General features: G+C 47.1%; 14 protein-coding genes and 1 tRNA gene. 5 read left to right on the top strand and 10 right to left on the bottom strand.

The window, feature by feature from the left end; translation table 11 throughout:
• Nucleotides 1-24: 24 nt before the first annotated feature.
• The 4 genes from IO95_RS10170 to fdrA all read right to left on the bottom strand — a co-directional run bounded on the left by IO95_RS10170 (nucleotide 25) and on the right by fdrA (nucleotide 4,368).
• Nucleotides 25-492: a hypothetical protein gene (locus tag IO95_RS10170; RefSeq protein ID WP_023490446.1), complete on the bottom strand. Its 468-nt coding sequence runs from the start codon at nucleotides 490-492 to the stop codon at nucleotides 25-27.
• A complete protein-coding gene (locus IO95_RS10165) occupies nucleotides 489-1,298 on the bottom strand; it encodes a DUF3100 domain-containing protein (protein WP_200874167.1) in 810 nt (269 codons plus the stop codon). Before IO95_RS10165 ends, IO95_RS10170 begins: the two co-directional genes overlap by 4 nt.
• A 20-nt stretch (nucleotides 1,299-1,318) precedes the next feature.
• Entirely contained in the window at nucleotides 1,319-2,731 is a 1,413-nt protein-coding gene (locus IO95_RS10160; RefSeq protein ID WP_023490448.1) for a DUF1116 domain-containing protein, read from the bottom strand.
• 110 nt (nucleotides 2,732-2,841) lie between these two features.
• Nucleotides 2,842-4,368, bottom strand: a complete 1,527-nt coding sequence (gene fdrA / locus IO95_RS10155) for an acyl-CoA synthetase FdrA (protein ID WP_023490449.1) — start codon at nucleotides 4,366-4,368, stop codon at nucleotides 2,842-2,844.
• A 187-nt stretch (nucleotides 4,369-4,555) separates the two neighbouring features.
• Here fdrA and IO95_RS10150 point away from each other — a divergent pair, with 187 nt between their 5' ends.
• Nucleotides 4,556-5,296 carry an IclR family transcriptional regulator gene (locus IO95_RS10150; protein WP_023490450.1) on the top strand — a complete coding sequence of 247 codons (741 nt, stop codon included), beginning with the start codon at nucleotides 4,556-4,558 and terminating at the stop codon, nucleotides 5,294-5,296.
• Between the two features lie 317 nt (nucleotides 5,297-5,613).
• Here the strand turns inward: IO95_RS10150 and IO95_RS10145 are convergent, their stop codons facing one another.
• Entirely contained in the window at nucleotides 5,614-5,871 is a 258-nt protein-coding gene (locus IO95_RS10145) for a hypothetical protein (RefSeq protein ID WP_037385132.1), read from the bottom strand.
• A complete protein-coding gene (locus tag IO95_RS10140; protein WP_023490452.1) occupies nucleotides 5,846-6,655 on the bottom strand; it encodes a hypothetical protein in 810 nt (269 codons plus the stop codon). The genes IO95_RS10145 and IO95_RS10140 overlap by 26 nt, the downstream gene beginning before the upstream one ends.
• A gap of 376 nt (nucleotides 6,656-7,031) precedes the next feature.
• Here IO95_RS10140 and IO95_RS10135 point away from each other — a divergent pair, with 376 nt between their 5' ends.
• Nucleotides 7,032-7,781 carry an SDR family oxidoreductase gene (locus tag IO95_RS10135; protein WP_023490453.1) on the top strand — a complete coding sequence of 250 codons (750 nt, stop codon included), beginning with the start codon at nucleotides 7,032-7,034 and terminating at the stop codon, nucleotides 7,779-7,781.
• A gap of 209 nt (nucleotides 7,782-7,990) precedes the next feature.
• On the opposite strand, the gene IO95_RS10130 is transcribed toward IO95_RS10135, so the two are convergent.
• The 3 genes from IO95_RS10130 to IO95_RS10115 all read right to left on the bottom strand — a co-directional run bounded on the left by IO95_RS10130 (nucleotide 7,991) and on the right by IO95_RS10115 (nucleotide 10,116).
• Nucleotides 7,991-9,058, bottom strand: a complete 1,068-nt coding sequence (locus IO95_RS10130; protein WP_023490454.1) for a macro domain-containing protein — start codon at nucleotides 9,056-9,058, stop codon at nucleotides 7,991-7,993.
• Nucleotides 9,055-9,711, bottom strand: coding sequence for a DUF4433 domain-containing protein (locus tag IO95_RS10125; protein WP_023490455.1), 657 nt, complete (start codon nucleotides 9,709-9,711; stop codon nucleotides 9,055-9,057). The genes IO95_RS10130 and IO95_RS10125 overlap by 4 nt, the downstream gene beginning before the upstream one ends.
• Before the next feature lie 317 nt (nucleotides 9,712-10,028).
• Nucleotides 10,029-10,116: transfer RNA gene (locus IO95_RS10115), tRNA-Ser, on the bottom strand.
• 229 nt (nucleotides 10,117-10,345) lie between these two features.
• On the opposite strand from IO95_RS10115, the gene yccA reads away from it, so the two are divergent.
• Both yccA and tusE read left to right on the top strand, forming a co-directional pair.
• The gene (gene yccA, locus IO95_RS10110) at nucleotides 10,346-11,005 is read left to right on the top strand and encodes an FtsH protease modulator YccA (RefSeq protein WP_023490456.1); all 660 of its coding nucleotides are present in this window, start codon (nucleotides 10,346-10,348) and stop codon (nucleotides 11,003-11,005) included.
• A 105-nt stretch (nucleotides 11,006-11,110) separates the two neighbouring features.
• Nucleotides 11,111-11,440: a sulfurtransferase TusE gene (tusE, locus tag IO95_RS10105; RefSeq protein ID WP_023490457.1), complete on the top strand. Its 330-nt coding sequence runs from the start codon at nucleotides 11,111-11,113 to the stop codon at nucleotides 11,438-11,440.
• Between the two features lie 3 nt (nucleotides 11,441-11,443).
• Here tusE and yccX read toward each other — a convergent pair whose 3' ends face one another.
• Nucleotides 11,444-11,722 carry an acylphosphatase gene (gene yccX / locus IO95_RS10100; protein ID WP_023490458.1) on the bottom strand — a complete coding sequence of 93 codons (279 nt, stop codon included), beginning with the start codon at nucleotides 11,720-11,722 and terminating at the stop codon, nucleotides 11,444-11,446.
• Between the two features lie 322 nt (nucleotides 11,723-12,044).
• Between yccX and IO95_RS26320 the strand changes: the two genes are divergently transcribed.
• Nucleotides 12,045-12,173, top strand: coding sequence for a hypothetical protein (locus tag IO95_RS26320; RefSeq protein ID WP_255351358.1), 129 nt, complete (start codon nucleotides 12,045-12,047; stop codon nucleotides 12,171-12,173).
• Nucleotides 12,174-12,231: the final 58 nt, after the last annotated feature.

Below are 12,231 nucleotides of genomic sequence, written 5' to 3'. Positions count from 1 at the left end.
CGCAGCTATTTAGAGTGCCGATCCTCAAATTATACCTTCTACTTTTAAACCAATCTGGGCAAAGACTGCACCTAACAAAAAGGTTCCCAAGAAAACCGCAAAGGATACAACAACGATGCGCCATGACAACTTTTTAAAGAGGTCCAAATCTTTACCTAATGCCAAGCCAGCGTAAGCCAGTGTCGGCGGGCCCATTTGTACGAATGAGATCGCACTCGTCGTCCGTGTAATAAACTCATTACCAGGAAAGAACGGTGCAGAAAACAGTACAGCAATGATACAGACCCAAAAAACCACCGGTAACTTATTGAACCCTGGCAAGTGACACACGAACAGGGCAAAAACCGCGATCGCATAAATCACCACAATCCCCGCCACCGAAGGACCTATCGCGGCCTTGCCAGCGGTAACATTACCAATAACCGTTAAGATGGCGGTAATGATAAGGACGGCACTCATGGTTGCCAGCTTGTCCCAAGCAAATGATTTCATTTTTCACCTTCTATGCTTTCAACCATGTCGTCTGCGTTTTTTGATGAGGGTCTAAACTTATCTAAAAACTTGTACATGACGCGGGCCAGAGGAAGCGTGACAAACAGTGCCGCATAGACGTTAAGCACGTTGACCAGAATATTGGACGCACCGGTATACATTTCGATTTGTTTCGAATACTGAGGGTATGTATCCAGAATGACAGACATCATTGCTGCAGACATACTGATAGAGCCGGTACCCGCCCCTAGCGCCAAAGCGAATGGGTGGAATATATCCATCTTGACAAAAACACTCATGAAGATGCCACAGAACATGGCCCCCAACATGGTTCCGCAGATAAATACCCCCATGACGCCTCGCCCTTCTGCGGAGTTCAAGCCATATTTCTCAGCAATAATCGCGACGTGGATTTCCCTGCCTAGCGAATAGCTTCCACCTATAGATTCCCGCCCTAGCCCCAATAACATGGCGACCGGTAAAGCCAGAAGAACGATCCCCAAGAAGTGACCAATAGTTTGGAAAAACAGCGTTCCCCCAGACTCCATCAGCATGGACAAGTTCGGCCCTACCCCAAGCCCAATCTTGACCAAAAGCAGACTTAGCGCGATGGGGAAGATGCTGCTGGCATCATCCATATCCTTTATGGACAGAATTTTAAATTTCGGATAGCTAATAAAGCCACCAATAATAATTGCGTACAAGATTGGCATAAAAACTAAAATGCTAATCTTACGCACACCAATCAGCTCAGCAATAAAAATAATGATTGCGGCAAAAAGGTGTAACTTCCAGTTCAACAACATTCGCATGGTACTCTCCTGACTCACTTATCAGCCGCGAGATAAATGGCCGCTTTGGTGAAGCACTCCATAGGCGCATTAACGATGCCCGCACCTATTTGACCCACACCAGGATCCCGGTGCGATATTCCAGTGGTGATCACTGGCGTCATATTGGCTTCCAGCACTTTGATAATATCAATGCCGGTGGGTGTCCCTTTAAAGCCCATTGTCGGGATTTTGAAGTTCTTGTTTTCGGTGGCGGTGATCTCATACATGCTATTGGTGATTTTTACCCCATCATCATAGGTACCACCAATAAACTGAACCATTGCAGGTGCACAGGCCAAAGCAAAGCCCCCCATACCGAAAGTTTCGGTAATGGCACTATCACCAATATCGGCACAGGCATCGGCACTGCTATAACCGGTAAAATAGAGCCCTTCAGGAACGTTGGCGGGGGCAGTAAACCACTGGTTGCCGGTACTACTGAGCCTGATACCAAAATCGATACCATTACGTGCCATCACAGTAACGATAGTGCTCCCCTCAACACCGAGTGCGGCATCACTCATCGCTTTGCACATTGCCATGGTGATATTGACGTTGAACATATCGATCTTTTCAATGTGTTCAAAAACTCTGTGGATCGCTGCTTTATCTGCATCGATTTGCGCAATGTATTTCGCTAATTCACGCACAAACAACGATGTAGAAGCTTTATGGCGGTTGTGATTGTCATCCCCCATTTGTAAGGCTTGGGTAACAATGTTTTTCCAGTCAATCCCTGGAGAAAATTCGATAGCTTGCTTCAGGATCGGGTAAAGCGAATCTGTCATCCAATGCAAACGTTCAATCACCTCAGGACCATAGGAGCCAAAGCGCAACGCTTTACCTGGGCCTTCGTTAACATTTGAATAAGAATAATTACCAAATGTCCGATTGTGCATAATAAAGACCGGCATGTGGGCGGAGATAATCCCCCCCATCGGCCCTACGGTGTGGTGGTCATGATTCGGTGAATAAATAATATCGCTGCTGGCAGCTAACTTTTTCGCCTCATCTTCATTTTTGGCCAGGCCTTCAAACAGCAGAGCGCCGATAATGGCACCTTGCATCGTGCCACACATGCGACTCCATTCAATGGGTGGGCCTGCGTGCAAGATCATATTAGGTGCCATTCCCGGGATCACTTCGCCGGCCAGCCCCATACCTTCAAGGAACACCTCAGAATCCTGCATACGGCGCAGCACTTCAGCATTAGCGGCATTTCGTTGCTCACTGTCTACACCGTAGAGGGTATTTAGCGCGGCCAGAACCGTTTCGTCCCCGTGCGCAGGTGGACTCCATTCAACTTGTAACGCGGTGATGCTCTGCCTTTGCAAATCCGTATAAAATTGCTCGAGACCGACGTTCACAACCTGAAGATCAGTAGTCAAAATATTGTTTTTTAGCATTGGGTTTCCCTCATCCAAAGACGCTTATTGTTATAGAAGTATCGAGTTATAGAGGTATAGATTTATAAAGTTATAAAGGTATTAACTTATAAAGTTACCTGGGTCTCGAGCTAAGCAAGAAGTTTCCCTGCAATCAGCGCTGCACAACGGTTGCTTGGCGCAATAATCACCCCAGCATTCTCAAGTGCTGCCTTGGTTTGCTCATAATTTTGTGGGTCTTCATCCGTTCCACAGATAGATGCAACCAATACTTTGTTCGCTAACTTATCTGCATGACGTTTTAGGATATCGACCACATCATTTGCTGGTGCGTCATGTGCTCCGTAGCCCAATACAACATCAAAAAGAATAACGCCGACGTCATCTTGGTTGATTTGTTCTGCTAGCATTTGCGAACGCAAAGTCGGATCAATCATTGGGTGTGCTCGACCCTGAGTAAACACATCATCCCCCAGGTCAATACAGGCATTTCCCGTTAACTTATAGGGATCTTGCAACTTCAATTTTTTATCGAGAGGGCTGTTAGAGTAAACGCCACCCAGAGGCTCCTCCAATGCGATAATGGCCTCATAGTTAAGCGTGCCACCACAGAACAAGCCGCGAAGGTATTTACCGTTAGAACCTATTTTCGACTTTAAGCCAAAGACTAACGAGTCGATTTCATCTGCCGTCATCAGTGGTGAAAGCGTGGTTTTTTTGGCCAACTGCACGGCTTTTAGCGCGGCTTCTTCCAATGTTGCGACATACTCTAAACGACCAGGATGGCTTTCCGCTGGTTTCCCCCCGAGGAAATTGATGACCACAGGTTTACTGACGTTTTTCTGCAAATAAGAGAGAATTTTGTCGACCACTTCGACTGCTGGCGGTTTAGAAACGAGAACGATGATTTCTGTACTCTCATCCTCATTAAGTGCCTGGATCCCCTGCAGCATGGTAATCCCGCCAATCTCTGCAACCAGATCGCGCCCACCAGTGCCTATTGCATGAGAGATACCCGCTCCTTGCTTATGAATCAGGGTACTGATCTCCTGCATACCGGTACCACTGGCCCCCACAATGCCGATGTTTCCGCGACGAACCTGATTGGCAAAACAGAGTGCAGCACCATTAATAATCGATGTTCCGCAGTCAGGCCCCATCACCAACAGGTTTTTACTTTGCGCCAATTCTTTCAGTTCTTTTTCGTCGGCAAGTGGCATGTTGTCACTGAATAGCATGACATGCAGGCCAGCATTCAGCGCCTTGCGTGCTTCAACTTTGGCAAAATTGCCTGGTGTAGAGATGATGACCAAATTAGATGTGGGTTGAGCAGTGATTGCGCCTACCAAGGTTTTAGGTTTATAGGCCACACTGTCGCCGGATGAGGTACTGGCGTTTAAAAATCCGTCAAGTTTTGCAATGACCGCATCAAATGCATTCTGATCTTCTGCATTGATGGCGATAATCAAATCTGCTGGCGAGCAGGCTCGCGCGGTTTCACTCAGTAAATTCACCCGCGCTAAAATGTCCTTATTGAGATCGGTGCCCATCACCACACCCGCCTCAATGATCCCCGGCATGCTTTTTACCTGCTGGGTAACCAGCATAAGTTTTACCGAGTCGAAGTATGCCCCCTTTCTGATGATAGCTTCTATCATTTTTCCTCCTAGTGAAATTTTAAGAAATGACCACGATAATGTACTCCATCTTAATTATTTTATTTAAATAGAAAAGTTATTTTTAATTCATTAAAATAGCACAGATGTCATTTTCCCACTGCGCGGGATTTCAACTTCCACTGCATGGGAAAATAAGCTGATTAATAAAAAATGATGGGGTTTTATTGTGAAAGAATTATCGGTTAGAGCACTTGAGCGTGGATTGCAAATATTGTCTTTATTTAATCCAACACAACAGATTTTTTCATTAACCGAAATTTGTGACGCAACAGGGCTGAGTGACTCAACCGTATCACGCTTGCTCATGACCCTGGTTGCTCAAGGTTTTCTTTATAAAGACTCAGATAAAAAATATACACTAGGATTCCAAATCAGCAAGTTGATGGAGTTACAAAACTCAAGAAAGGATCTGCGCCAAATCGTTTATCCCTTCTTGGAAAACATGCGAGACATGTTTGATGAGACCGCCAGTCTTTATATTCCTGCTCATAATAATATGCGAGTATGCATTGAAAGTGTGCAGAGTTGGCAAGCTTTACGCCGGACTGTCGAAACAGGAGAGATTCTGCCCATGACGCAGGGGGCCATCGGTTATGTGTTTCTGGCTTGGCAGCCTTATCCCATCAGGCAAGCAATTCTCGCCGAATATACTGAAATTAGCGCTGAACAACTCGCCACAATTCGCCAGGAAGGTTTGGCAATTAACGATGGTATTCATGAACATGGGGTGTTGGCGGTTGCCGCACCAATTTTCAATAACCATGGCCAATGTATTGCCGGGATTGCATTATCCGGGCCAAGTGGCCGTATGGGGCGGACGGCCATTACTGAATTAATTCAAGTAGTAAAATCGAATAGTTATGCTATTTCAAAATTATTGGGGTTCAAAGCCTATCCGGTATCTTAAGTGGTGACACGCTATTCAAGTTGCTTGGGTGATAGTTTCACTAAATAGCTGCGCCTAATTGTGCTACAGATGGGCATGATGCAGGTTAGCTGACCGTTGAGCGCATGGACGCGCGATACGAGCCCCCAAGGACGGGTTTACGGCGTGTCAGCGTTCCGCATCATACCCACCAGCCAGATGCTAATGTGAAGCGGCTTTAGGTACGATTATTTAGACACCCAAGCCATTTTAAGTATGAAACGTAACGACCTTGATTAACTCAAGTGTCAGCCTGCAATGTTCTGCCGACTGACTGGTTACAGGCTACTTGAATTACTTCACTTATTGCTGCTTTTACCCGCTGCTTCGTCCATGCAAGCCAGTTGATAACGCGCTGAACCACCACGCCAATGCGCATTCAGATCTTCAAAGAAGTCATCCATTTTGACTTTTTGGAGTTTACCCATCGTCATCTGAATCATATTCTTTGATTTATTATATTTCAGTTTGCGCCCACTCATCGCGGGTACTGGCGTACCTTCCTCAAGCAACAGTTGTTTGAACTCGCACTCACTCAATAATAAATTTATCATCATACGGCCACAGATCATGATGCGGCTTATCTGTCGTAACGAATGAGCGATTAAGAAGCAACTCGACTCTTTCCGCTCTGTTCAAGCCTGAATCATCAAGTGAATCAGGTGGAACAAGTAACAGATCCTTAGCGCCATCCACATTTAAATACAGCGTATCGCCAATTTTATAATCGCGCCGAAAGTGTGTTCTCCAAGAGGAATTGCTTCCCCACCCCTGGGACAGGTCCTGATAGGGTCTGTTTTTTCTGCGATAAGCCCAATAAAGCGTTGAGGTATCCGCAACACCTGGACGCAATACATGTGAAGACGCAGAGATTGTCACACCTGCTCTCAGTAGGCGCATATTCCCTAACATCAAGCCGGACCAATGATGATAAGTAATTTGTGGGCTGGTGTTTACATCAGGAATAAGTTGGACGACCTCATGCGAGAATGGATGATAGAGAGTGGTGTATTCCACATCAAGCCCCAGCGCCTTCGCGAAGAGATCAAACTGCTGGCGAGTAATATCAGGACCTAACCAATTCCCCCCATCCACCTCCCCTTGCTGAAAACGCAACGCTAAAAGTTCCAATACACGACTTAACGCATAAAGATGCCACAGATCCTCGTTACTAGCCTGAGGGATGGGTTTTCCAGCTCGTTGGGCAAATGAGCGCAGCCAGGCAATTTCCTGCTGATTGGACGCTAGCCAGGGCGTAAGCACTTCAGCGTAACAAGCCGATCCTTTGTACTCCAATAAAAGGTCACAAAGTGTGCGTAATGGTATTTGATCCCGATGCATGATGGTATGAAAACCCGCTTTAAAAGGGAGTGAACCGCTCCAAGTTTTTTGGCGAGTTTAAATCTGAGGACACGGGTTGCCAAACTTTTTCTTTCAGAGATACCTAATACATTTTTCGCCCTCGACAGTATGGGGCTGCTCATTTGATGTTTAAGAGACTGGCACTGTTTGGGAAAATAAATAACATTGTTGCAGAACTTTTTCGGTGATGCCACAACTCACTGATACCAATGCCCGGAGTATAGAAAGTACTTACCACTGCAGCCCTTGGAACAGTAAAAACCATGGAAAATAACTTGATGCAGTTATTCTGATTAGGTGCTGTTTCTTTACTTTTGTTAAACTATAAAATAGATTTTCAAATGGAAGTTAATGTATGAAAAATAAAATCACTTTGATCACTGGTGGCGATCGCGGTATTGGTCGAGCCACAGCGCTATGCTTAGCCAGTAAGGGACATAAAGTTTGCATTGGCTACCATACTCGAGAAGCCTGCGCACAAGAGGTTATTGAAAGGATTCGCTATCTCGGTGGGGAAGCCATTGCAGTTCAGGCTGATATCTCCCAAGAAGAACAGGTGGTCGAGCTATTTTTACAAATTGATAAAACATTTGGCCCCATTTCCGGGTTAGTGAATAATGCCGCAATATTGATGCCCCAGGCATCAATTGAACAATTAGATGCCCAGCGCCTGGCAACACTATTCGCCACGAATGTCACAGGCAGTTTTATCTGTGCACGCGAAGCGGTTAAACGTATGGCGTGGCGTCATGGTGGCCAAGGCGGTGCCATTGTTAACGTATCATCGGCGGCAGCTCGACTAGGCTCCCCCCATGAATATCTCGATTATGCCGCTTCAAAAGGAGCCATTGATACCTTAACCATTGGTTTATCTTTGGAAGTGGCAGCCCAAGGTATTCGCGTTAATGCCGTTCGCCCCGGTTTCATTTATACCGAAATGCACGCTGATGGCGGTGAAGCAACCAGAGTTGACCGAGTAAAAGAGAGTTTACCGATGAAACGCGGTGGTCAACCTGACGAGGTAGCTCAAGCGATATCATGGTTATTGTCTGATGAGGCATCATACGTAACAGGTAGTTTTATCGACTTGGCTGGGGGGAAATAGGAATACAGAAAATTTAAAGTTTGCCACTCGCCTATTTGGTAGCGAAGAAATTAACGAAGAAAACAGCGTAGCGTGAAATTCAGATGCTCTGCGCACTGCATAATATTGGGGTGATTCTCCTCGACCACATGATCTCAGTCATAGCCAGACGCTGCTATGTGGTGAGTTCGCTCGGCCAACTGTGCTCAAAAAGCGCTATCTTTAAATCTTTAGCCATGGAACTCCATGACACGGTTAATGGCAAGTTGCAGGTTCTTATCGTCAAAAAGTCTCATCTTACGGTTAGCCCAGCGTTCCCCCGCTGGCCACTGGCCCAACCCCTCTTTAACAGAATTCAGCGTCGGCTGGCACTCTCCTCGGGTAAGCAACCAGTCAACGGTTGCCAACAACTCCAGACCAAACGGGGATTCAAAGCCGTCAATCAACTGGCTGACCTGCTCAAGCGCCGGTAACCATTCTTTGGCCTCGTTGTTTAGCCAGAGGTTGACGTGCTCTTTTTCCTGATCGTTAAACCAGATCACGTCCAGCGGCTGGCTGTCCGGGATGCGTTTCTCGGCTTTCAGATAGGTGCCATCCAGTGCATTAAGTAGGTGGTTTAGGTTGGGAGCAAAGGGGCCATAATAGTGCGCCTCAAACTGCAGTTTTAGTACATCTTCCATCTGGTGCTGTTCAATGGCGCGTTGTAATAACCATGCCAGCTTCTGAATTTCCAGCAGGCTGCACTCCATACCCAATACCCAGTAGCGGCGCACCAATTCAGCGATCATCGCTCTGGCGGGAGTGAGTTTTTTTACACCGATACTCTTGGTGACGTTCTGGTATTTTTCAGTGGGCTCGTATATCAGAATGTCAACACCTTGAAGGTCACCCAACGCAGATTCAATAAGCGCCCGTACATCCAGCCAGTTCAGGCCGCCATTGCCCGCACCCAGTGGGGGAATAGCGATGGACTGCACTTTCTCTTCGAGCAAAAAACGGCGCAGGTCCTGTAAACCGTCTTCAATCCACTCCATGCGGGAGCCGGCGCGCCAGTGCTGTTTGGTAGGGAAGTTAACAATCCAGCGCGGCCCTATGAGATCACCATTTTCGGTAATAAACATTTTGCCTGTCATTACCTGCTGTTGTTTGCAAGCAAGAGCATAGGCTTTCATATTGTCAGGAAAACGCTCTTTGAACATCAGCGCAATTCCTTTACCCATGACACCGACGGTATTAACCGTATTCACCAATGCTTCCACTGGCGCATCCAGTAAATTACCTTGTGTAAATGTGATCATGAGAAGTACCACCCGGCCCGCGCGTGAACGGGCATTGTCAGATTACGTTGCGACAGCCATTGCTCTAATTGTAACCTGACGCTGTCGTTGTAACAAATCATCCCACCCAGCAATGTGATGGGACAGTGTTGCCAGATCAATGCTTCGGCCTGATAGCGTTCAAACTTGGCGGGATCGTCTGGATCGCGACGGAAGTCCCGCCCCTGTAATATCGGCCAGTCGATCTGGTTCAGGTCGTCCAGACTGGTGTAGTAGTTAACCCAGTTATAGTAGGCGTGACTGTCGGTAAACACGAAGGGGACGTTTTGCGCCGCCACGTCCCGCAGACCGCTGACTAGAATGACGATTTCTTCATTGGGGCGTTGCTTAATGCCACCACGCCCACTGTTAATGTTCATCAGCATCGGCGAGAAGGGGGTAAAGTAAAATGGCACATAGTCATGCAGAGTTCCCCTCATCCCGGCAGGCACTGGATGTCCAGCGCGTTTGCCGATAAGCTCCGGGTTGCCGATATTGATCCAGTTTTCTGCCTGCACCGGGCTGTTGCCGCAGTGCAGGCCATTGTCCAGTATCCATGGGATATTGTCCCGATGAACAATGCGCCAGATCAAGGCTTTTCCTGGGTTGAGGCTGGCACTGTAGTCATAAGCCATAGATTTCCCTTTCATATTAGGCGGGTTTTCCCGGTTAACAACGCCTACCTCATCCCCTGTTTAGTTGGTGTGTTTTCTTCAGAGATGGATGCAAGGTATGGATTTTCTTGTCCATATCGGAGAGGATTTTTGCTGAATTCGGTGCCGAGACTCTGGCTCAGACTGGTTACCTTCGCAAAAGGCTTTTGCCGTAATGTGCTCCAGTTCGTCAGCATATGTACAGCAAGCAAGAATAACCAGAACCAATAGCCAATGAAATAGTTAAAACCTATAAAAGCAAAAAACCCCAAGCTCATTAAAAGCTTGGGGTCAGAATATGGCGGAGGAGCAGAGATTCGAACTCTGGAACGGTTTCCCGTCGACGGTTTTCAAGACCGTTGCCTTCAGCCACTCGGCCACCCCTCCGCAACGAAGCGAACTATAAACAGAGCTGATCCACTTGTAAAGCCTGAAACCACTCAAATAGACGAAAAACTCGCTTTTAGTCAGTGATTGCTGGTGAAGTCACCAACCATTGCTGATTACTTACTCTATGATTACTTTAGGGTAAAGATTAGTAAACAATCTATGATCAACGGATAACACTGACTATCATTATATACAATTTTGTGATGACCTGATAAGAGAGATCATTATGGACCGTATTGTCGTCTCATCCTCCTCGCGCGACTCGCTGCTAAGCACGCATAAAGTTCTGCGTAACACCTATTTCCTACTGTCACTGACCCTGGCTTTTTCAGCGCTGACCGCCACCGCCAGTACCATGCTGGGCTTGCCTGCTCCTGGGCTGATACTCATGCTGGCTGGTTTTTATGGCTTGATGTTCCTGACCCATAAATTGGCCAATAGCCCAGCGGGTATTGTTGCTGCTTTCGCCTTTACTGGTTTTATGGGTTATGCCCTTGGGCCGATTCTGAGTTCGTTCCTCAATGCAGGTGCAGGCGACCTGATTATGGTGGCACTCGGTGGTACAGCACTGGTTTTCTTCTGCTGTTCAGCCTATGTACTGACGACGCGTAAAGATATGTCGTTCCTGTCTGGTATGTTGATGGCTGGCTTTGTGGTGTTACTGGTAGCGGTTATCGCTAACCTGTTCCTGCAAATTCCTGCCCTGCAATTGGCAATCAGCGCCCTGTTTATTCTGTTCTCTGCTGGTGCCATGCTGTGGGAAACCAGTAACATTATCCATGGTGGCGAAACCAACTATATTCGCGCAACAGTAAGCCTGTATGTGTCGTTGTATAACATGTTTATCAGCCTGTTGAGCATCCTCGGTTTTGCACGCAGCAACTGATCACCATCAGCGACTTCTCTAAGCCCCTATATGGGGCTTTATTTTTGCCTGCGCAAAAGTTTGCTAAACTGGTGGCCGCGATAAATTATCCCTAGCTGAGGCATTATGTTGGTGTTTGAAGGTCAGGCTATTGAAACTGACGCCCAAGGTTATCTAAAGAATAGCGCTGACTGGCATGAAGGGCTTGCTCCTCTGCTGGCGGCACAGGAAGAGATTGAACTCAGCGAAGCACACTGGGAAGTGGTGTGGTTTGTACGTGATTTCTACCAGCAATTCAATACCTCACCCGCCATTCGTATGTTGGTAAAAGCCATGGCGCAAAAATATGGCGAAGAGAAAGGCAGCAGTCGTTATCTTTATCGCCTGTTCCCAAAGGGGCCAGCCAAACAGGCAACCAAAATTGCCGGGTTACCTAAACCGGTAAAATGCATCTAAACGCTAATAGCGGATACCAAACCCCTTATATTCAGTTACCCCTCGCGGCTCCACCAGCACACGTTCTATCCGGGCGCTGCGGGGGCCACCATTTTCTAACCAGGCTATTAGATGATCAACCGCCTCTCTATCACCACAGGCGAGGACTTCTACACTACCATCGTCAAGATTACGCGCGTAACCCGTAAGTCCTAAAGCGGTGGCTTGGTGCTGGGTGTGATAGCGAAATCCCACCCCTTGTACGACCCCGTAGATATAAGCAGCGATACAAACTTGTGGCATGACCGGCTCCTACTCAATGTCTTCTATTTATCGTCTGGCTATTATTTATGCCAGTTAACCCCTTTCCCTACCATGAAAACATTTAGAAAATGCAGGACTACTGTGACGTCAAAAATGCTTGCCGCTAGAGGCGACCCTCTCAGCATAGCCGACTCTATAGCTGACGATTTTTAGATTTTTATGCCCATACTCGAATTATTTAGAGTATGGGCATAATTGCAGTTAAAATAGAAGATAGTAGGCTATCGCAGGATTATTGCTGTTATATGCGCTTAATCCCCAGTTACTTGCTGTATGGCCGCCATCAACCAAAGGGGATTTTATGAAAATCATAGTCTGTGCGGTTTTAGCCATGCTGCTTACGGGGTGTGCCTCGGTGGGGGTATCGGCTTCTGGTGGTAGTGGCGGTAGTTCGGCCACCATTGGTGTTGGTTCCGGTGTCCGTTTTTAGCCCTTCTCATCTTTCGTGCTGTTGACGGTATTGATTGACTTTATCATCAGGTTCCGTC

It is taken from the genome of Serratia sp. DD3, from assembly GCF_000496755.2.
The sequence above is the reverse complement of the archived record's forward strand: the minus strand, read 5'-3'. Positions and strand labels throughout refer to the sequence as shown.